This is a genomic window from Virgibacillus indicus, from assembly GCF_002266285.1.
Taxonomy (GTDB): domain Bacteria; phylum Bacillota; class Bacilli; order Bacillales; family Amphibacillaceae; genus Virgibacillus_K; species Virgibacillus_K indicus.
Map to the genome: position 1 here is coordinate 157,347 of NZ_NPMS01000003.1, position 21,945 is coordinate 179,291.

The 21,945-nt window shown below is 36.3% G+C and carries 23 protein-coding genes; all 23 read left to right on the plus strand.

Annotation, left to right across the window (positions count from 1 at the left end; all coding sequences use genetic code 11):
• Nucleotides 1–8: 8 nt before the first annotated feature.
• The 23 genes from CIL03_RS08370 to CIL03_RS08485 all read left to right on the plus strand — a co-directional run bounded on the left by CIL03_RS08370 (nucleotide 9) and on the right by CIL03_RS08485 (nucleotide 21,945).
• Nucleotides 9–917 carry a transcription termination/antitermination NusG family protein gene (locus CIL03_RS08370; RefSeq protein ID WP_094885379.1) on the plus strand — a complete coding sequence of 303 codons (909 nt, stop codon included), beginning with the start codon at nucleotides 9–11 and terminating at the stop codon, nucleotides 915–917.
• Nucleotides 914–3,121, plus strand: coding sequence for an SF1B family DNA helicase RecD2 (gene recD2 / locus CIL03_RS08375; protein ID WP_094885380.1), 2,208 nt, complete (start codon nucleotides 914–916; stop codon nucleotides 3,119–3,121). The genes CIL03_RS08370 and recD2 overlap by 4 nt, the downstream gene beginning before the upstream one ends.
• Nucleotides 3,118–3,447, plus strand: a complete 330-nt coding sequence (locus CIL03_RS08380) for a hypothetical protein (RefSeq protein WP_094885381.1) — start codon at nucleotides 3,118–3,120, stop codon at nucleotides 3,445–3,447. The genes recD2 and CIL03_RS08380 overlap by 4 nt, the downstream gene beginning before the upstream one ends.
• A gap of 487 nt (nucleotides 3,448–3,934) precedes the next feature.
• Entirely contained in the window at nucleotides 3,935–4,132 is a 198-nt protein-coding gene (locus tag CIL03_RS08390; RefSeq protein ID WP_094885383.1) for a hypothetical protein, read from the plus strand.
• Nucleotides 4,133–4,409: 277 nt separating this feature from the next.
• Complete coding sequence (locus CIL03_RS08395; RefSeq protein WP_094885384.1) at nucleotides 4,410–5,462, plus strand: ParM/StbA family protein; 1,053 nt, start codon at nucleotides 4,410–4,412, stop codon at nucleotides 5,460–5,462.
• Between the two features lie 6 nt (nucleotides 5,463–5,468).
• Entirely contained in the window at nucleotides 5,469–5,819 is a 351-nt protein-coding gene (locus CIL03_RS08400) for a hypothetical protein (RefSeq protein ID WP_094885385.1), read from the plus strand.
• A gap of 34 nt (nucleotides 5,820–5,853) precedes the next feature.
• On the plus strand, nucleotides 5,854–6,000 hold the full coding sequence (gene sda / locus CIL03_RS08405) for a sporulation histidine kinase inhibitor Sda (protein ID WP_094885386.1): 147 nt from the start codon (nucleotides 5,854–5,856) through the stop codon (nucleotides 5,998–6,000).
• Nucleotides 6,001–6,021: 21 nt separating this feature from the next.
• Nucleotides 6,022–6,588 carry a hypothetical protein gene (locus tag CIL03_RS08410; protein WP_094885387.1) on the plus strand — a complete coding sequence of 189 codons (567 nt, stop codon included), beginning with the start codon at nucleotides 6,022–6,024 and terminating at the stop codon, nucleotides 6,586–6,588.
• A gap of 97 nt (nucleotides 6,589–6,685) precedes the next feature.
• The gene (locus CIL03_RS08415) at nucleotides 6,686–6,907 is read left to right on the plus strand and encodes a hypothetical protein (RefSeq protein ID WP_094885388.1); all 222 of its coding nucleotides are present in this window, start codon (nucleotides 6,686–6,688) and stop codon (nucleotides 6,905–6,907) included.
• Between the two features lie 28 nt (nucleotides 6,908–6,935).
• Entirely contained in the window at nucleotides 6,936–8,012 is a 1,077-nt protein-coding gene (locus CIL03_RS08420; protein ID WP_094885389.1) for a conjugal transfer protein, read from the plus strand.
• Nucleotides 8,013–8,028: 16 nt separating this feature from the next.
• On the plus strand, nucleotides 8,029–8,250 hold the full coding sequence (locus CIL03_RS08425; RefSeq protein ID WP_094885390.1) for a hypothetical protein: 222 nt from the start codon (nucleotides 8,029–8,031) through the stop codon (nucleotides 8,248–8,250).
• 57 nt (nucleotides 8,251–8,307) lie between these two features.
• Nucleotides 8,308–8,769 (plus strand): TcpE family conjugal transfer membrane protein, encoded by a 462-nt coding sequence (locus CIL03_RS08430; RefSeq protein WP_094885391.1) that lies wholly within the window; start codon nucleotides 8,308–8,310, stop codon nucleotides 8,767–8,769.
• A 24-nt stretch (nucleotides 8,770–8,793) separates the two neighbouring features.
• Nucleotides 8,794–11,388, plus strand: a complete 2,595-nt coding sequence (locus CIL03_RS08435; protein WP_094885392.1) for an ATP-binding protein — start codon at nucleotides 8,794–8,796, stop codon at nucleotides 11,386–11,388.
• Between the two features lie 20 nt (nucleotides 11,389–11,408).
• Nucleotides 11,409–12,002: a hypothetical protein gene (locus CIL03_RS08440; protein WP_094885393.1), complete on the plus strand. Its 594-nt coding sequence runs from the start codon at nucleotides 11,409–11,411 to the stop codon at nucleotides 12,000–12,002.
• A gap of 81 nt (nucleotides 12,003–12,083) precedes the next feature.
• Nucleotides 12,084–14,405: a CD3337/EF1877 family mobilome membrane protein gene (locus CIL03_RS08445; RefSeq protein ID WP_420855399.1), complete on the plus strand. Its 2,322-nt coding sequence runs from the start codon at nucleotides 12,084–12,086 to the stop codon at nucleotides 14,403–14,405.
• 3 nt (nucleotides 14,406–14,408) lie between these two features.
• Nucleotides 14,409–15,125: a hypothetical protein gene (locus tag CIL03_RS08450; protein WP_094885395.1), complete on the plus strand. Its 717-nt coding sequence runs from the start codon at nucleotides 14,409–14,411 to the stop codon at nucleotides 15,123–15,125.
• Between the two features lie 28 nt (nucleotides 15,126–15,153).
• Entirely contained in the window at nucleotides 15,154–16,203 is a 1,050-nt protein-coding gene (locus CIL03_RS08455) for a M23 family metallopeptidase (RefSeq protein WP_094885396.1), read from the plus strand.
• A 198-nt stretch (nucleotides 16,204–16,401) separates the two neighbouring features.
• A complete protein-coding gene (locus CIL03_RS08460) occupies nucleotides 16,402–17,061 on the plus strand; it encodes a RusA family crossover junction endodeoxyribonuclease (protein WP_094885397.1) in 660 nt (219 codons plus the stop codon).
• A gap of 273 nt (nucleotides 17,062–17,334) precedes the next feature.
• Nucleotides 17,335–18,378 (plus strand): hypothetical protein, encoded by a 1,044-nt coding sequence (locus CIL03_RS08465; protein WP_094885398.1) that lies wholly within the window; start codon nucleotides 17,335–17,337, stop codon nucleotides 18,376–18,378.
• Nucleotides 18,379–18,380: 2 nt separating this feature from the next.
• Entirely contained in the window at nucleotides 18,381–18,611 is a 231-nt protein-coding gene (locus tag CIL03_RS08470) for a hypothetical protein (protein WP_094885399.1), read from the plus strand.
• A gap of 135 nt (nucleotides 18,612–18,746) precedes the next feature.
• Nucleotides 18,747–20,798 (plus strand): type IV secretory system conjugative DNA transfer family protein, encoded by a 2,052-nt coding sequence (locus CIL03_RS08475; RefSeq protein WP_240508028.1) that lies wholly within the window; start codon nucleotides 18,747–18,749, stop codon nucleotides 20,796–20,798.
• Between the two features lie 49 nt (nucleotides 20,799–20,847).
• A complete protein-coding gene (locus tag CIL03_RS08480) occupies nucleotides 20,848–21,057 on the plus strand; it encodes a hypothetical protein (RefSeq protein ID WP_094885400.1) in 210 nt (69 codons plus the stop codon).
• Nucleotides 21,058–21,108: 51 nt separating this feature from the next.
• The gene (locus CIL03_RS08485; protein ID WP_094885401.1) at nucleotides 21,109–21,945 is read left to right on the plus strand and encodes a S1 RNA-binding domain-containing protein; all 837 of its coding nucleotides are present in this window, start codon (nucleotides 21,109–21,111) and stop codon (nucleotides 21,943–21,945) included.

Sequence of the window (21,945 nt, forward strand, 5' to 3'; positions counted from 1 at the left end):
TGGAGGAAATGACCTTTTTTGCAGTACAAGTACACACAGGTTCTGAGATAGTTGTGAAAGAAATGCTGGAAAAAGTATTGCAACAAAGCAGAGAAACTTCAATCAAGGCAATCTATGCAATGGAATCCTATACTCAAGTGGTGAAAGATAATATAGATTCAATAGACTGCAAAAATATTACACTAGAAGAAATCACCTCTCATTTATACGCACAGCGATTGCAAAATAGTTTAAGCAACTTGCGCTTGGCATGTGAAAAGCTTAAACGCCACAAGGATAGTGACTCACTCAGTTTAATTAAAGAATATCGTAATAACATAAAATTAGTTACAGATAAATTGAAAGCGGTTAAAAATAATTCAAGAAAAATCAGCAGTGTTCTACCAGGGTATATTCTTGTTGAATTGGATGCGAATTTCCACTACCTGCCGAGCCATTTGTGGCACTTAATTACAAAGAGGGTACCTAAAGTAATTGCAATTCCAAGTAAAATGAACATTCCTCAAGCTGAGATCGACTTCTTTTTTCAACAGGTTGATTTGTCTCCAGAAGTTGAACTTCAGATGGAGGAAACTCTATCTTATGAAGAAAAGATAAAAGCAGAGGACCAGTTATTGTATGAAATTAATAAAGAGGATGCTTCCAACAAAGAAGCTTCGATTGATGAATTAGACAACATGAATACTAATGTGGGACACGAATTAGCAAATATGAATAACAAAACAAACACTTTTATGGATCAGGTTAGGTCTTATATCAAAAATAAGAGGATTACAGTTTCTATGCCCAGCAAGCTTTTCAAGATTCTTTTTAAGGAAAAAACAACTGCCGAAATACTATCAGCCTTTTCTTCCACAGATCTCATCTATCGATTTAAAAGATGGATATCGACTAGAAACGAGGTTGCTCTGGAATGATTGAATTCACAGGCTATATTTCAAAAATACTGTATAGAAACGACGATTTTGTAATCGCTATTCTAAAAACTGACAAAGAGGAGATAAAAATTGTAGGAAGTATCTATGGAATTGAAAAGGGCGAAGAATTAGCAGTTAAAGGTACATGGGAAAAACACCCCAAATTTGGCAGGCAATTAATTTTGGAACAATGGGAACGGGTCATTCCGCAAGACGAGGAACAGATTCATGCATTTTTATGTTCCCCAATGGTTAAAGGTTGTGGCAAAAAGCAAGCTAACGCAATTGTGAATGTTTTCGGTAAAGATGCACTGGAAGTGATAATCAATGATGGTGAATCTTGTTTATTGGGCATAGATGGGATTGGACCTAAGCGCGCAGGAAAGATAGTGCAAAGCGTCGTATCCACGTTTGAAGTTCAAAAAGTAGTAGCTTCACTTTTAATATACGGGATAACTACAAACATGGCGCTTCGGGTTTATAAAGAGTACGGTTCAGACTCTATGTCAATACTCAAAATCAACCCGTATAAGTTAATGGATATGGATTTGGTTGGCTTTTTGAAAGCTGATGAAATCGCGAAGCGAATGGGTCTTATGCCTGCATCGGGATATCGAATAGAAGCTTGCTTAAAATATATGCTTAAAAAGCTGTGCTTTAAAACAGGTCACACTTATATACAAGATATTAATTTGTACAAGGAAACAGAAAAAGCATTGAATCATAATTCCAGTGAATCTGAAAAGATTACAATGGAAGAATTGCAAAATAGTATCAATAATTTGGAAGAAAAATATATCGTCATTGAAGACGGTTGTGTTTACCCAAAATTCTTATATTATCAAGAGGATAAACTAGCTCGGAAACTCACGAATTTGAGAGGTTCACGAGATGGCGGAGCCATGCCTTTTTCAGAAAAGCGTCTGGAACAATATCAGAAGAAGCATGGTTTGATACTGTCCGAAAAACAGAGAGAATCAATTAGAAAATTGTTTGAAAAGCAACTCTTGATTTTGACTGGTGGACCGGGAACAGGAAAAACAACAGTAATTAGAGCCATGATAGATATTTATAAACAAGTATATTCAAATAACGAAATTAGCTTAGTGGCACCTACTGGAAGGGCAAGTCGAAAGTTATCTGAAATAGCGGGGTGTGAGGCGTCTACCATTCATAGACTGTTAGGATACAGGAAAGGGCAGCCACCTGAATATAACGCTGAAAATAAGTTGACATGCAAGTTATTGGTAATAGATGAAATGTCGATGGTAGATTTGAGCTTGGCTTACCATCTTCTGGAGGCTATTGATAACAAAACAAAAATACTGTTCGTTGGCGATACTGATCAGCTGCCATCAGTCAGCCCAGGAAATGTTTTAGGAGACATGATAGACGCTGGATTACCAACAGTAAGATTAACCAAAGTGTTTAGACAAGCAGAGGAAAGTCAGATAATCAGCAATGCTCATCGAGTGAATAAAGGGAACTCAATCATCGTTAATGAAGACCGTGATGACTTCTTTTTTATATTACAAAATAGCCCCGAAAGAATTAATCAAACAATAGTGAAGAGCGCAATTCGCTTTACTGAATTAGGATATTCGTTATCTGAGATACAAATATTAAGCCCAATGAAGAAGGGGGTGGTTGGCACAATCGCTTTAAATCATGAGCTTAGAGAGGCTTTGAATCCGGCTAATAATAGCAAAAAGGAGCTCCAGGTATCCAAAAGAGTTTTTCGTGAAGGTGATAAGGTCATACAAATTAAAAACAACTATGATAAGCAAGTATTCAATGGTGACATCGGCATAATCTCTGAGATATCTACGCATGAGGAAAAGGATAGGAAGTCTTTCGAAATAATGAAAGTTGATTTCGCAGGAAAAAGCATTAAATATCATAGGCAGGATTTAAAAGAATTGGAATTAGGTTATTCCATAACGGTTCATAAATCTCAGGGTGGTGAGGCAGCAGTGGTCATTATACCGGTAACAACAAGTCATTATACGATGCTGGCAAGAAACTTGATATATACAGGGATTACTAGAGCAAAGGAAAAGATGGTCTTTGTAGGAACAAACGAGGCAATTCAGATGGCTGTCGGAAAAAATGATACAAGAAAACGGAATAGTAGGCTAGCAAAACGCATCCTGTTCTATGACGCGGAAAGAAGGAGGTTAAGTTTAAATGAGGTAACACCATGAAGCAAAAAGATGAGTTGAAAAATATTCAATTAAGTACCGTCTCATTAGAAGAGAGCAAGGCGAACAATGTAGGGTATGGTTTGTATAAAATCAAAGGGAAAAATAAAGCACGATTTTGTCAGGCAATCCAAGAGAATTTAGATGTTATTATTCGCACGAAGCATTTAAGTAATAGTGAATTAGGTTTTTTATTATCCATGATGCCATTAGTACAATTACATTCTAATGCGATTATCAACCACAAAGATAATCGCTTTTTTCTGAAATTGCTCGTTATCTTGGAAGGGAAAGAACGGCAACAAGCAAAATCGTTGCTGCATTATTGAAAAAAGGCATGCTCTTTGAATTTGCTGATATACAGGAAATTAAGGAGTTTAAGAGGAATGTTACACAACGTCCATTGTTCATGAATCCGGAAATTATATATGCAGGTGATCGCAATCGAATAAACGCTACCTTAGCAAGATTGGTTATGGAATTCGACAAATTGGAGCGCCAAAAAGTATATCTTGAATGGAAATTATGGCTGAAAAATGGAAGTGAATTTGGGAAATTATACCGAAGAAAAACTTATCTACAATTGAAAAAGAAGGGATAAATGTGTCTAGGGGGTGTGGCAAAAATGCCACACATGTGTGGTAAAATTACCACACCCAGGAATTGCGTAAATCGTTGATATAACAATAATTAGCTCGTTTTTTATAAAGGATCGTATTCTCACTCTATTAATATACAAATGAACAGAAGTTGTGAAAGTCTATTATTTTTGGGGATTCATTGGCTGAATAAAAGACAAACAGGGAGGATTCAAACATGACTTATTATAGTAATTGTTCGATTTGTAAGAATGTGGTCGATGATGGTGGGCTGAAGAATAATCAGTTTGTTTGTCATGATTGTTTAGACTGGGTTAATGAAATGGAAGAGATTATCATAGAAAATATGGAAAAACTAAAAACGAATGAAACTTCCAATGCTTTAGATCACACAGAAGTTATCAAGAATGGTTAATTCTTGTATAGTGCGGGTAGATCAGATAAAAGCTCTCTTCATGGTTCATAAGTTCTTTGACCTCGAATACTAAGGCACTCTTTACCTAAAGTTGGTATAGAGTGTTTTATATTTTTCTGTGGATATGTGGATAAAAGTGTCAGTATCTTCAAGAATTTATAACAATTCATGATTTTCCTTGTTAGCTAGAGAGTATTTAGAACCAGCCCAGGAAAGTTTTGGTTCAAGAATCTGCACACTAATAAGTAAAATAATTTTTTGAAAGGAGATGTGGGAATTGGAACATGTTGCGGTTGATTTAGGATATGGATTCGTAAAAACAATTTCTTCTTCAGGAAAAAGGATTGTTTTTCCGGCTCTTGTTGGAAAAGGATACGATAGAAGTATTACTAGTGTACTTGGGGGGACGCCAAATGATATGAAGAGTATTTATATCGATTATCTTGATCAAGATTATTTCGTGGGGGAATTGGCAACAGAATCACGGTCGGTTTCCCGAATATTCGAACGTGAACGATTTAGTCATCTATACACTCAAATATTATTAAATACTGCCATCCAGTTGGTGACTGAAAAGGAAAATGTAGCAATTTCAACTGGTTTACCCCTGGATTTCTACCAATCACAGGCTAAGGAGTTTCGTAAAACGATATTAGGAATCCAGCCAGAGATGAAATGGCATACGGGACCACGGGCAGGTAAGAATAGGAGAATTAATATTAATCAGGCAATGATTTTCCCTCAAGGGGCATCAGCAATCTTTTCTGCTCTTATCAATCATGAAGGAAAATATAACTATCCTTATTTAATGGGAGAGAATAGTCTTATTGCTTTAATAGATATTGGATTCAGGACGACGGATTACGTTGTAGTTGAAATGCAGGAAAATGGCTCCTTTGTTCCTATTGCTAAGCTTTCTGGAACAGTGGATGAAGGTACTGTCAATCTTCATCGAGATATCAGGCAAGCATTTAAAGCTAAAACCGGTGGTGCTGACCTAAATGAGTTTTATATAAACCGAATCTTGGTGAATGAAATTTTGAGGTATAAAGGTGACCATATTGATTTTAGTGAGTTGATACATGCCAGTAAACAATCTATAGCAACCAATATTGCAGATCGTCTTAAGGCAGTATGGGCTGAAGAAAGTGATTTATTTGATGGATTATTTTTGGCTGGTGGGGGTGGAGAGTTATTTGAGCCATATATCCAGCCACACTTCGAAAACAGATTAAAGTTAATTACAGAATGCCAATTTGCAAATTCAATTGGTTATTTACGACTTGGAAAAGCAATTTCACAACAACATCAAAAGAAAAAGTCAGGATAATGAATGATGGAATCCAATTGGAAGAAAAGATATAGTTTTCGTCTGACAGAGAATGATTTAGAACTTTATAATTATCTGGAACAGCTGCCCAATAATAAACGAAGTGAGACTATTCGAAGCTTGCTGAAACTAGCGTATAAGCAAATCCATGATGGGGATATCCAACAGTTTCACAAAAGTTTATTGAATGAGCTGGCAACCATCAAAGAAATGCAACTCAATGTATTGGAGAAGATAGAAAAAGGTATTGTGCTGGATAAACGAGAGAACGGAGATAGAGAAGATGAAATAAGTGAACGAGCAGTTGCAGATACTGCGGATGCATTTTTAGCATCTTTCGGTGTGGAAGTAGATTAGTAACCATGCATAAAACAAAGGATCTGATTAATGTATGATCAAAGAATTATCCACTGAAAATCTTTTGGAAGCATATATGAAGGCATTGGAACTAAATCTTGAAAAAGAATTTATCCAAATGTTGAAGATAGAATTGAGAAACCGGTCCATAATTATCATTGATGGGGATAATGATTACTAATTTTGAAAAGGTGGTGAATAAATGAAAAAGTGGTCAATTCAAAAAACATATAAGCTACTTATGGTTTTAAGAAAAATGAATGAAGATTGGAAATCACTTCATCGAAAAGAGAAGAGTAATAACCAGCCAAAGATTTATTATAGAAAAATTGTATCCAAGAAACAAATGAAAAAAGCTGTCATCCTTGTTTTAGTTACTTTGTTTGCATTTGGGATATACCTTGCAATGATAACTAAAGGATTGGCAGCTATTTTGTTTTTTCCTGTTACCATCTATTCTTCTTTGATATTTTCACTTCCCAAAGCATTAACAGTGCTTGGGGTACTTGTAATCTATAATTGTCTTGTTTTTCTGTATAACAGGTATCGCTTCCAGCCAAATCGTATGAAGAAAAGGTATTCTAAAATATATCGGAGGATAAACGAACTATCAATAGTTCCTGAAGAATTATTTCAGGTAGAAACGATTCAACGAATGTTAGAAGTATCTAAAAAGAGAGGAGTAAGTGACGAGAAGGTTGTTCAATGGTTTCAATTGATGAGATCAAAGGGTGGAAATCAAAACAGTATAAGAAAAGCAATGAATTAACTCTGCTTATAAAGCAGAGTATTTTTATTTCTAAAAGGGGGTGATGCTCGCTGGATTATTTTTAATTGCACTAACTTTTAACGAAAGGAGAATTTAAGTGATTAGATTTTTATTGGGATTTATATTAGGGATATTTTTATTCCTCATTGTAGGAAGTATTGTGCTTGAGCAATTTCCAAGTATTCAACCACTGTGGGAAGAGTTTAAAGGTCATATTGTGGGGCTTTATGATATGTCACTGGTCAAATATGGCGCAATTACCACTTTCCTGATTATTATTGCTCTCTTCGTGGTTTTTGGAACAAGTAAAAAAATATAATCAATCCTTATAGGAAGGAGGCTAACCAATGAAAAAAAAGAAGAAAAATCATAATGAGGAGAATAAAAACAGGGTCTCAGTGCTTCAAAAGTTAAAAAGAGTATTTGCTTCGAGTGAAAGACCTCAAAAGGCTAAGCAACAGAGACCTAAGACATATGCCTTTCGAAAGTTTGGGGCATTGATATTCTGGTTGATATTCGCATTCATGTTTCTGGTTGTAGCAGTGTCTATTACATCGGATTCAACTTCTTCAGAAGCCAAAGAAACTGAAATAAATGTAGAGGTTAATCCTTCAACTAAACCAGAAGCTATTCAATTTGCAAAGGACTTCATCAAGAATTATTTCACCTGGAGCAATAGCAGTGAAGGTTGGGAAGAAAGAGCGAATCGACTTTCTGGTTTTATAGCTGAAGGTTTAGAGGAACAGGCCGGACTGATTAAAGAAAGCGTTGTGTGGGACGCAATTTACAATAATAGTGTGATTAAAAGAATGGAGGAGATTGACAGCAATTCAGTTCATATGACATTTCAAGTCTCGGCAGAAATGTCACGTGAAGTCGAAAAGAAAGTAGAAGAAAAAAAAGAGGGGAAAGACGAAAAGAAAGAAGAAGTGGAGGGAACCCAAATCGAAACAGAGACCGTACCAATTGTTAAATACTTTGTGGTGCCTCTAACATATAACGGCAGTACTTATGGAGTTAATGAATTGCCATATGTTACATCCATTGAAGAGAAAACAGATGTAGAGAAACAATCTGACGCCAATCTTTCAACTGAGAAGGATAGCAAAAAGGTAGTTAATATAAAAAACTTTTTGGATACATTCTTTGCGAGCTACGCAGAAGACGAAAAGGACAGACTCGGATATATCCTTACTGATAAGGAAAACCCGAATGGAATGAATGGAACAATGCATTTTGTTGAGGTAAAGGAAGCTGAGGTCTATAAAGGTAAAACAAAAGATGAAAATCTTGTTATTACAAAAGTCACCTTCGAGGACCCAGAATTAAATACCCAACTCAATTCTGTTTTTCATTTGATTGTTACTAAGGAAAAGGATCGCTATGTTGTTTCAAATATCAATGCTGAAAAAATAAATAATTAGAACAGGAGGAGCTAACGTGAGTATTAGTTCATTATGGGACTGGTTTTCGACGGAAATCAGATATGTGCTATTTTTTGCTATGGCGATATTAATGATAGTTTGTATTGTAAAAAGAGCATGGATCATGTTGGTGGTTTCCATAATTGGTCTGGCATTTATCGGTATTTTCATTATTAATCCGGATACAATTTTGTCTTTGGCTGAATGGTTAGGGAATAAGCTTAATCTGGGTGGATAAGTGATTACGGCAGCCCTTCTTTCTTTAATGGGGCTGTCCTGATTTTGAGGTGAAAACATGGAGGAACAGAATAGAAAAATCCCGTTGTATTTTATCAATAATTTTTTGAAATTCGATCGAAAGTTATATCAGATATTTGGAATGAAACTCGGAAGACCAGTGCCATTAAAAGGTGTTCTTTATGCAATGGTAATCGGTTTGGCAGAAGTCATCTGGTATTTCACCCCCGTTTTGGGAAGGTTCATTAGTTGGATTCCAGTTGGCATTTTGATTGCCTTACCGATTACACTCGCGTGGCTTCTGACTGACATCGGTACTGAAAATCGATCACCTGTTGCTTTCTTTCGTTCATTATTCCAGTATCATCTACGAAAGTTTAATCGGGTAACCTACGTTAGGGGAAAGGAAATAGAGAAAGAGACAACGTTTCAGTTTTACAGTCATTTTACGCTAGGAATCAAAGAAGATAATTTCAGAAGAAAGAAACATGTTTACAAGGGTTATGTAACTTATAGGTAGAAAACGAGTAGAAAGGAGTATTTCATGTCAACTAGTGTTCTTGAGTTTCCAATAAAGCATGTGGAGGAAAATTTGGTATTTTCTCATGACCAGACTGTATGGGCATATTATCGCATCGATGGATTTAGTTACGATTTTTTAGATTTTGATGATAAATTGAAGCCGTTTCAACGTCAATTGGCTTTCCTATCAAATAATGGGTATGATTTGCATTTTATGATTGATCCCACTCCGATGAATGTTGAAGGGGTTATATCCAAAACGATTGAGGAAATGAAACAGTTGGATTATCCACTAAAACAAAATGGTATTGATTTTATGCAGCAGGTTGAATCACAATTAACCAGGCAGCGTTCAATGAATGAATCAGGTGAATACGTTTATTATTTGGGAATACAGTTGGACCCAGCCAAAAACAAATATCAATCATCTAACATAGGGAATAATGCGATCCTGGCGTTTAAGAGTTTTTTGGAAGGGCTGAACTCTCCCGTATATCGAGCAGTTGGTTTAGAACCTTATGATATTCCCTTGGATATAATGAAAGCATTCCAAGTGCAGGCAGACGGCCTTGTGAACAATTTGATTGATGGATTTTCTTCCATGGTTAAACCAGCTCGAACTAAGGAGTTAATTTATTTAATTGAAAAAACATATTCAGTAACACCCTCAAATAAGGATGTTCCATACAGAAATGATTTCGTATCAGGTGAAGAAGTTGAAGGAATGGATACTAGCAAGAACACGCTACACCCAGCGATTAGGCCAAATAAAAAGGCATTTGTAGATTTACAAAATGCCAGCATTGAAGAAAATGGACCAAAGACATTGTTATTAAAAAAGATCATTGATAATGAGGTCGAAGAACTATATACACAATATTTAATATGCAGTAACATGAATGATGTAAGCGTTCACCCAGGTTCCGAATGGCTATATCATATCCATTCACAGATACCTTTTCCGGTGAATATCTCTATTCGTGCAGACCACCAATCAAACCAATTGGTGAGAAAGAAGCTTTCAAATGCAAGGCTGGAGTTTAAGGATCAGCGTGAGGAAGCACGTAAAGGTGCTGAGAACATTGATTTAAGTGTTGAGGGCTCTGAAAGAGGGGCTATTCAAATGGAAAACTACTTTAAGCAAACAGCCCAACCAGCCTATAATTGTTCATTTGTCTTTAAGGTAAGTGCTAAAGATAAGAGAACGTTAAAAACACGGGTAGATAAATTAATAAATGAACTTTCACGATTTGGCATAGCAATTCTATCGCCATACGGTGAACAATTAAATTTAATGATTGAAACCTTACCAGGTTCCAAAAAGTATAATACGGATTATCAAATGCACGTTTCACCCAACGTTCTGTCTGGAATGATGTTTGGGGCAACAACGAATATTGGCGACAACAGAGGATTTTATATAGGATATACCAAGCAATTCCAAAAGCCGGTATTTATTAAACCGGATCTTGCTGCTAAAGCATATGAAAATATGAATAATATATTCGATTCGATATCTGTTTTGGTTGCTGGGATGACTGGTAAGGGAAAATCCTTTCTGATGAATTTGTTTGTCTATCTATCAACCTTATCTGGTTCTCAAGGACTGATTATTGACCCTAAAGGTGACAGAAAGGGATGGGAAAAGGGATTACCTTTTATACCCGAAGAATTTATCTCTGTTTGGGAAATCGGTTCCGAGGAAGGGGATGCTGGTTCGCTTGATCCCTTTCGAACAAGTGCAAGTTTGGAAGAAGCCAAAGATATTTGTATGGATATATTGTCGTATTTAACAAATATTGATATCCATGATGATTCATATGCGATATTAAGTGAGGCAATCGAAGAAGTATCAAAAGAGGATGATCCTTGTATTGGTGCTGTTATCGCGTACTTGGAACAGTTATATATGAACAAGCCAGATAATATGACTGAACAAAAATATATTTCAATTGAACAATTGAAGGGTACTTTAGAAACGTTGAGTCGTAACCAGTTAGCACGCCTGTTATTTGGGGAAGTTGGACAAGATTTTCAGGTTCTACAAACGGATAGACCAATTCAAGTGCTTATGGTTCAGAACCTGAATTTACCTAGTGGTACGGCGAAAAAAATCCGTCCGCAGCATAAAATTGCTGAGGCTATTATGATATCGCTAACTGCTTTTACAAAACAATACATGTTTAAAAGTGATCGTATGCGCCACAAATTTATCCTTCAGGATGAAGCGAGTGTAATTGAGAGAAGTGCTATTGGTTCAGAATTAATGGATTTCATAGTAAGGATGGGAAGGTATTATAATACGACTCTCATCAAAGGTTCTCAAAATGCCTCAGACCATGGCCAGGATGTAGCTAACATGGGAATGAAATTTAGTTTTGGATTAAGGAAAACGGAAGAGGCTAAAGAGATGCTTAATTATTTCAATCTTCCACAAACACCGGAGAATATAGAAGTTCTTAAGAATCTTGGACGGGGAGACGCACTATTCCAAGATATTTTTGGCAGATCAGCTGTAATACACGTAAACCCTGTTTTTAGAGAATTATTAAATGCATTCGACTCATCTACATCAACCGAAGAAGAGCGCAAAAGAGAGATGATGCGAATTTCATAATAGGGAAGGAGTAAGTTCTAATGAAGATGAATAAAATTAAGATTCTAGTACTGACTTATTTATCAATTGTTTTGATAGCCGGATGCAGTAATAAAGACGAGACAGCTGAGGGAAAAGATGAAGTAGATAAGATTTTCGAGGAGACTGATAAGGTTGCGATAGAATTTTATAAGGCAGGGTTTGAACTAAACATTCCCAAGATTTATGAAATGCTATCTTCTAAAGGTAAAGAATCGATTGGGGAGTATGTAATTGGAATGGAAGGTAACGAACTTGATGTATCTGCTGATGAATTAATTCAAGTTGAGGAATTTGAAAACTACAAACAACAACATCCAGATAAATTTAAAGCTTTTAATAAACTTGATGACGAATATGAAATCAGGCGTTATGGTGATGCTTTTAATAAAGAGACTAAGGAAGTAGTTTATAGAGTGGAGCCTTGGAATGAATATAAAACATATGAGAACTCAGGGGACTACAACTATATTAGTTTGATTCAAAATGAAGATGGCAAATGGGTCGTAAAAGAATTTTTAGAAACAATAATTCCAGATCAAATAAAGGATAAAAATTCAGGTACTATTATTCATGCTTATGAAAGTAATAATTAAGTAATAATTAAATATGAGAGGAGGTAAAGCTCAAAAATAATCCTTTTTAAATTGAAGGGATTATTTTTTATTGCCTAAAATATGAAACCATATGTTAAATTGACAAAATTATTATCTACAATTCTTATTGTGATAATATGCTGGAGGCCTGGGGTGGTATTAGCTGCCGATACTGAAGAGCAATTTGGCGATTTCAAAGATGATGAAATATCATACTATTATTTAGATGCTGTTCCAGAAGATTTTGGTGAAGACAAAGGGATATGGGAAGAAACTAAGGATAAATTTTGGTTTTTAGATATGCAAGATAAATTTGGCCAAAAAATGAATGAGCTCTTTAACTTCTTGACGAATACTGCGTTTGAGTTAAATATGTTTATGACTCGTATGATGATAACAGCATTGGATATTGCCTATGATTTTGAGTTTGTTAATAGCATCATAAATAAATTAGATGAGATTATGGCACCTATAACTGGAATTACAGGAACAGGTGCTTTTTCAAATTCAGGTCTATTTGGTAATTTCGCAAAATTCGTAGCAGTAATAACGGTTATTTACGCAGTTTACGTCCTAATATGGAAACGGTCTATGTTCAGTTCAATTACTACAATCCTTCAAACTGTAATTGCTTTAACAATAGCAGTTTTGTTATTTAGCAACTATTCATCATTTCTATTAGGGTTAAATCAAGTAACTACAGAAGCGAGTGCTCTTATTTTATCGGGCACTCATAGTCAACCTAAAAATGGTGATAGAAATAATCCAAATCTAATAATACCTGACACACCTACTGGTTTGAATGAAAAGAACCTACAGAACAAAATGCGAGATAATTTATGGTCTATGTTCGTTGACCGACCATATTTATACATGATGTATGGAGAAACTAGTTTGGAAAAACTGGATAAGAATGGGGATAGAAATCAGTCTGTAAATCGTGTTAAAGAAGTTCTAAAGCAAAAACCAAAGTCTGAAGCTCGTTATGAAGCAATTATAAAAGAAAAAGATGTTAAGAGAAATAAATATGTTACCTATAGCAATATCAGCAAAAGATTATCATTTACACCAATGTATTTATCAATAAACGGGATAACTTCAGTACCAATTTACTTTCTCGCTTTGACATTAATTCTGTTTCAATTTTGGTTTATGATTATTGCACTATTTGCTCCATTCGCTTTATTAATAGGTGCAATACCAGGCCAATTTAATGTTCTAAAAAGATACTTTATTGAACTAGGTCTACCTTTAATATTAAAGATGCTCGTTTCATTTGCAGCATTGGTTATTTTTGCGCTTTCCGAGTTACTTTATCAAGCGGATTTCGCAGTGAATAACAGTGGAGGAAATGCTTTTTTCAGTTATATAACTGTGGCAATCGTCCACTTTGTTTTGTTCATGCTTATATTTTTGCTGAGAAAGCGAATTAGCAATATTTTTTCAGCTGGAACAAAAGGAATTAATGACTTGAGAGAAGGAATGGGTGCAGTTACAAACCCACTGAAAAAAGGAGTGCATGGCACAACTACCGCTACTGGACTAGCTGTGGGGGCAGTTACCACCGGTGGTATCGGTGCAATGGCTGGAGCTAATATAGGCGGTTCTGTAGGAAAGATGGCTACTGGAGAAGGAGATGTCCGTGAAGTTGCAAATAGCGCTTTTCAAGCAAAAAGAGCACATCAACTAGCAGAGCTAAAAGGTTTAAATGGTAAACAGGATGCAACGCCCCGGGTAAATAACCTTTCAAACGATAGAGCCGATAATATGAATAAATTTATAAATGATACAACACAGAGTAACAATACGCAGGAAAAAACTGACGATGTACTTGACAGTGTTGATAAAGAAGGAACCAAAGATGTTTCAATGAATGAACAACCGAATCCCCATTCTATAGATTCTAAAAAAATACAAGAAGAAGCTGGAACAAAAGAGAATTACTCTGCATTAATGGTTGAAGGTAAAAAGCCGAATAAACAGATACAACAGAAAAGTTTGCTTGGTAATCAAGTGGAAAGCAAAGAAGAATATGTACGAAGACAACAGGTACCGAAAACAAGTGATTGGATGGAAGAGAGTTCAGATATCAATGCGAATCCGGCTATTGAACAGATGGAGTCTAAACCAGAGAAAGTTCCAATTCCTACTGCGAATGATTGGATAGAAGATACACCAGAAATGGTTAAAGTCGATGCTGAGAAAGAGATTCAACATTCACACCTGAGTGGTAAGTCAGATATCAAGCATAATTATTCAGACGAAAACAATATTATGTCGGAATATGATGACAGCTATGCTAATTTAGCATCATTGGAAAACCACATGCTTGTAAATAATTTGCATGAACACAGTCACCAAGATGAATATGCCAACTTGAAAGATTGGGATAGAGGTGAGTAATACTTGAGTTCAAAAATGAAAACCATAATTATCTATACCGCAATGGGAGTTGCTATAACTCTCATTGTTTTTAGTGTTTTTGTAGGTATAAATGAAAAAGAGAAAAGTCATAAAGTAGGTAAAGCAGATAACAAATTGTTCGTTGATAATAATTCACCAGAAAATGATTATGAATACAAATCAAAGAAAGAAGAAATAAGAAGGGAGAATAACTTAGAACCAATTGATGCAGCAGAAAAAGGGGAACCTCTTGATGGGAGTTATGAGGGATTTAAGAATATTGAACCTCAAAAGAAGGATGAATCAGAGTTTCCTCCCAATTATGAAAGTAAATATGGGAAAGAGGATGTCGAAGAGTCGAAAAGAAGAGCAATGGAATTTGTGAAGGTATTTTACAATTTTAATGGGAAATACCCTCTGGATTACGTTGAAAAAAGCAAAAGTTATATGACAGAGAAACTGTATTCCCACTGGAAGGAAAATCCAGAGAGTGGGACGATGTCGGAAATGTATCGGAAATTTATTGATGCTGAAATATATGAACCATTTGGAACTCCTGAAAATACAAATGAGATTGTGTGGATCATCAAAATAAATGGAGAAGTGTTCGATTATGAAAAAGAAGAAAGTGAATTGATAACGGATGTTTATTCACTTTTACTTGAGAGGATTAATGGAAAGTGGATGGTGGCGGATATTTTAATAAATGCCCCGTACTAAATTGAAATTTGAATAAGGGGGAAACCAATTGAAGAAATATTTTCTTTTAGGGATACCCGTTATCTTATTAATCATCATAGCAATTGTTATGATGATTTTATTTTTTGCTATCGGCTATTTATTCTTCGACTTTGGTTTAGATGAGTTTGACGAAGAAGAACCTGATTGGGGGATAGGAAGGTGTAGTGTGACAGGGGAAATAGATATTGATTCTTGGACCGAAACTCTTGAAATAGATGGTGGATATCTGATGCAAAGCGGAGATAAATTTATAGAAGTTGCTGAAAATGCTGGAATTGATCCAGTACTTATGCTCTCTATTTCTATCCATGAGACAGCTAGAGGTACATCGGACGCTCTAATCTTCAGAAACAATCCAGGGGGACTTATGAACCCGGATGGGAGTGGATTGATGACTTTTTCCACTTTGGATGAAGGAATTGAATCGATGGGGCACACCCTTCATAACAGAATCATCGTGGATGGATTGATTACGATAGAAGACTTAGGAAGTGTTTACGCTCCCCTTGGTGCTGAAAATGACCCGGATGGTTTGAATCAATACTGGGTACCTAATGTTTTGAATTTCGTTGAAAAATTAGGTGGTCTTACAATGAATTGTGAAAACACAAATGAAGTTGAAATAAAAGGAGAAACAGCCTGGGTGGTTCCATTTACAAAAGTAGTTTCATCAGTTTTTGGCCAACGTTGGGGAAGATTACACGCTGGTATCGATATAGCTGCACCTGGAATATATGGTCAGCCTGCTGTAGCTTTTCGTAGCGGAACAGTCATTGTAAGTGAGCTAAATGGAACGATAGGGGGTGGTTTGGAAAATGGATCAGGTTATGGATACATGGTTGTGATTGACCACGGAGACGGTACGAAAACAAGATATGCACATTTGGCTCAAAAAGGAATTCCTGTTGGAAGCGAAGTGAAGGCAGGTGAAAGAATTGGAGTCATCGGATCTACTGGACATTCGTCAGGACCGCATCTTCATTTTGAAATATTGATAAATGACGTAGCAGTAGATCCTTTAACTTATTTGGAGAATTTTAATTTATCGCTGCCATAAATATTAACGTCTGACGTAATTTAATGGTGTAAGCCTTTGGAATACATGGATTTCCTATTGAAAACGTCAGACGTTATTGATTTTTTCTGTCAGCATAGCATTAACGTCCGACGCTGTTCAGTAGAAATATTGATTTATCAATCTTTTTTGATGGATAAGAACGTCGGACGTTGCCACTTATGAAGGGAGGTGCAGTTTTTGTCTAACAGCCATTATATGGAGATATTGAAAAGCCTAGAAAGGCTTAGGGAAGAAACGATGAAACGCATGTATGAACAGGAACCCAACATGGATGGGGAATCGAATCCCATGGCTGCTATTTCACCATTAACAACCAATGACTATCCTGTATTTCAATTTTCCTACGATGGGCTACTGCCATTGTATAAAGAGAATGATAGGGAATACATGTCTTTTGTTCGAAATTACTATTACCGAATTACAAATGAATCTAATGAAAATCAAAAAAATATTACTCAATTCGATAAGGCGAGCATTGTTATCAGTTACTACTTTCAAGATAAACGGATCCGTGATCTGGATAATCGAAATCGAAAGGTAATCATTGATGCCATCCGTCATACAAACATTATTAAGGATGACTGCTGGAAGAATATCTCGATATTTGAAGAAGGATATTCCGATAATCAAAATCACATTCAAGTCTACTTGTTGGAGAGAAGTAATCTGTCTAACTTTCTGGCCTATTTGGAAAAGTACCATCAAGTGATAAGACAGATTCCTAAGGCAGGTGAAAAGAAAGAGATTGAAAAGGAATTTAGCAAAGGAAAACAAGCTAATACGTTGGTTAAACCGAGCAATATTTCCATGGATGAAACGTCTGGAATATGGGAGTGAATTTACAATTAAGTTGGATTCTTAAAAATAAAGATCTTATATATCCAATATTAAAGAATCTGACAAAACGTAATATTAGACAGTCCAATATTCTAAGATGTTGGATATATGAGTAGCTTAAATAACAATTGATACAAAAGGTTTTTTTGCTCGAAATTGTGAGCAAGCAAATGATGTATTAAAAACGGGAAGTTTTGTTGAGTCAGTTCATAGTCTAACGGAGAAAAGACGAAACGAAACAGCCCTTACGCACAGCAAAAGGCAGGTGAAAGAATGGCAAAATCAATTGTAAAAGAACTCCAACCAAGAGATGTCGAAATATTAAAAGGGCTTTACGATTTCCGGGCATTGAGTACCGAACAAATCATGGTTTACTACCATATCAGCAAATGGTACACATACAAAAAGTTGAGTGCCCTAAGAAATAGCGGTTACATTATTACAACTCCAATTAAAGGATATAATCCAAATCAATGCAGACAGGGAAACTACCACCGTATCACCGAAACGGGTATAGCCTGCTTGCGAAAGCAGGGCTATTCTATTGAACGAAGAGCTTATGATCTGCGGGTCAGGATTCGGCATTTACCATTCTTGTTCATGACAAACGAAATCCTTATGACACTGCGACAATCAAATTGGGAGGTACAAGATAGTAGAGATGCGAAGAAGCAGCATAATTTAAATCGTGGAGTTAACATTCAAGGAATCGTAAAAAACTCATCGGATAAGGAATTTGTTCTCTATTCATTCCTGGAAAACACCAGTATCAAAAATGTAGAAAAGATTGCTTCTGAAATAGCTATGCACAAATTTAGAGATTATCTATTCATTTGCAGGGGAGGTGGTAGTTTTCAATCAATCATCAATAGGTTCAAAGACAGTGACGAGGTGGTCAAAAGCCAAAGTTTTAAGGTTTTTCCAAGAGGACTCGGAAAAGACTATCTTACTGCATTCGAAGGAAGTGAAAAGAAATTCAATTCCTACCTGGAAAAAGTACTTAAACCCAAGTTGTTCTTCAAAACGTCTTTTAAAAGTAGAAAAGTATTTAAAGGATTAAACCAGGTAGTGAGTCACAATGGGGAAGAAAAATATCTGGTTAATTTACTGGATTCAGATTTAGTAAAAATCTATAACATCAAACGGTACCGAAAAGAAGACTTTGGAATGGACGGAAGGAAGGTATTGGTCGTGACAGAGCCAAACTTGAAGGCAATTCATCAAAACCTATTGGAAAGTGTTCATCACGTGGATTTCATTGAAGTGACACAAGGTGAGATTAAAGCAGCACACAATAATCTAAAAATGGAGGAATAATTGTGCCGAAGAAAAGTAATAAAGGCTATAAAACCTACGATATTATGCCGGAACTAATGGAAATAACAAGGTTAACCAGTTCTGAGGGTGCATTCAACAGTGAGCTGGAAACATTTGAGCCCTATATCCAGAAGCGGATACTAAAGGTAATGCGTGACTTGATGAAAGATGAAATGGCTTTTGTATTATCTCTTGAAAATTTCAAACGGAAAGACACCGTGAAATATCATTAATCAAAACTAAATAATTCAAACAAAACTGTATCGCTACCACAGCGGTATTTTTTATTTTGTAGAAAGAGGGTGAGATAGATAATCATTACCGTGTCAATATTATTCCTACTGTTTTCAATAGCAGGTTTTACACTGATGTTCAATGAGGTTTTCATCCCAGCCCCCATCATCCCAATTGGGTCCGGTACAGTCATTCTGCTTTCTTACTTCATCCTAAAGAAAGTAAGGGAAACAGAACATAAAAAGCTGGATCGTTTGGTATCCGTGTCATTTACATTATTGGTGGTAATGAGCATCTCCAGCTTCATCTATTCCAAGTGGAAATGGGAAACCATCATCACGGATGATTCCATGCTGAAGCTGTCGTTGGTCTTGTTCGTACTATTAGGAATCTACCTGAACGTAATGTATATGCGTGCAGAATTTTCTTATCGAAAAAAGCGCGGTAATCAGCGAATCAGAGAGAAGCCGGCAGAAGGATATACGGAATTCAAAAAGGAATTGAAAAAATCAAAGCATAGAAAAAACAACGAAATTGTCACCGTATTGGGTAACTCGATGGAACATGAAGATATACCGATTATTTGGAAAGGAAAGGACTTTTTCACCCATATGCTTGTGGTCGGTGCAACCCGTTCCGGTAAGACAGCATCCATTCTGGAACCAATGATTTACCAATTATTGCTGCAAAAGAAACAAGGGAAAAAACTGGGCTTATCAGTCATTGAGCCAAAGGGCGGCTTTGCAAGAAAAGTAAAGAGCTTTTGTGATGAATTGGATATTCCATATATCTATATTGATCCGGAACGAATAAATGAAAGTAACCGGTTTAATCCGATGGAAGGGGAAATCAACGATGTTGCAGAGGCAACGGTCGTTGTATTAAAAGGTCTTTTTGGCAAACAAGATGCCTTCTTCGCGACTGTACAGGAATTATCAGCGAGAAACGTAACGAAGCTTCTTAAAGAACTTCACGGGGACGACATGGATATTATTGATGTCATGAACACATTGCGTGATACCACAGTATTAAAGCAAAAAGTGGAAGATTTAAAAGCACGGGACGGTGTTACAGATCTAGTCCATTTCTTTGAAGCGGAACTTTTAGGTAACATGGCCGATAAATATCGCCAATTTGTCATTGGGCTTCGGGCACAGCTAGAGAATATCACAAGTAACGATATGCTTCGGGAGATTATGACAGGAAGAAGTGATATGGACATTGATAAGCATTTTGAAGAAGGTGGAGTCCTTATTGTCAATACATCACTAGGAAAACTGAAGTCTGCTGGGGATGCATTTGGCCAGTTCATCATCATGCACCTACAAAATGGCACATTCCGTCGTGAAGGAACAGAAAAATCACGAATCCCACATTTCATGATCGTGGATGAATATTCTCGTTATATTAACCCGGATGTGGAGATTTTCCTATCCCTTGCTGCCGAATATAAAGTTTCCGGTATTCTGGCAACACAGTCCCTTGGACAACTGGAAATTGAATCAGGGAAGATCGGTGCAAGAGCCATGAAGAAAACAATTATGACAAATTGCAGAAACAAGCTATGCTTTGGTGGTGTATCCTCTGATGATGCACAGGAGTTTGCAGATGAGTTTGGAAAAGACAAAATAATCGTTAGACAATCCACCTATAAACATCGGATATTCATGCCAGTCCTATTCCCGGATTCCTATCGGGATACAGAATCAGAAGAATATCGATTTGATCCCACTGACATCATGGACAACTTACCGAAGTATAACTATATCCACAAAATGATGTACGATGGTCAAATGCAAAAGCCATCCCTTGCTGTAGGAGATATTGTCCCCGAGAACTGGCAGGGTTTGCGAGAATGGGAAGATAAGCGGCTCACTACCAAACTTAGAAATTCCGGGGCTGGTCTGATCAAGCAAACAAAACGTATTTTAAAGAATAGCCCTAAAGATTTAACAACACCAACAAAAGACGTTTTAACAGAAGCAGTAACTGAACACGAAGCTGATCCCATAAAATCAGACAATTTAATAAAGCAGGACAATCCATCCAGCCCATTAAAGATAGACCAGGATTTACAACGATCAAATTTGGAGAGTATCCACATGAAGAGTACTAGTTTGAAAGAAGAAAAGTCAAAAAAAGAAGAGGTATCTACACCACCATCATCACACGATAACTTTTGGTGATTGAAGCCTTTGAAGAGAAGGGCTTTTTTTATGTGAGGAGAATTGATACATGAAAACAAGTTTGTTTAATTTTAAATTATTGGCTACAAAAATGTATATTCCAGAGTTGGAAAAAGGAGAAAGTAATCCTTATACAACTGGTGATGAAGCTGGAAATCCATATATGAAAGATATAGTAATTGAAATTCAAGAGAAACATTTCTTAGAGATATTAGGGTTACTAAAGCAAATGGGGTACGATACATCAAAAATGATGTAATTTCGGGTATTTGTGCAAGATCACTTGAATATTAAAAAGGAGAGATGACTTATGTTAGAAGAAAATACTATATTAATTGAGGGTTTTGATCCAACAAAAATGGTAGATCAAGAGATAGAACATGCGAGTGAAGACTGGAGAAAAGTATATGGGGCATACCAGAACAAAAAAATCTTACAAGCCCCCATTACTGGGATTGAAAATTTCGGGACGAAGGAAAATGAAAAAATATGTGCGATTGTAACAGTAGGTACCATCCGTGGTTTAATACCAATGGAATTTGCCGGAGCAGATAACCTTAGACAATTACGAGCCATGACAGGGCAAACTGTAGCGTTCAAAGTGGTCAACTATGACAGGGAAGCGGAGATATTTACTGGATCTCGTTTGGAAGCTTTGGAACAAATGGCGGACATTACTTTAAGAAAAATAGAAGAGGGAGACCATATCCCAGCGGTCATCCACCATGTAGGTCAACATATTTTACGGGCTGATATCGGTGGAATTGAAGCAGTCATTCCAATTGAGGATGTTCGTTATGGCTGGATTGATAATTTACATGATGAATTTAGTACTGGGGATGTACTAAAAGTAAAAGTAATATCTATTGATAAAGAAGCTAAAAAAGTGAAGGTGAGTGCAAAGGCAGCACAGGAAAATCCTTGGCCGGATTGCACAAAACGCTATCAAAAAGGTGGAGAATATGTCGGAGTAGTTTCTGGCGTACGAGAATACGGTGTCTTTGTGAATCTGGAACCAGGTGTCGATTCATTGGCTAGTCATTTGAAGTTCCAAAATGTCAAAAAAGGTGACCGGGTATTGGTAAGGGTACAGAATATTAACGTTAAAGATGAGCAAGTGCGTACCCGCATTATCCGTGTCATGTAG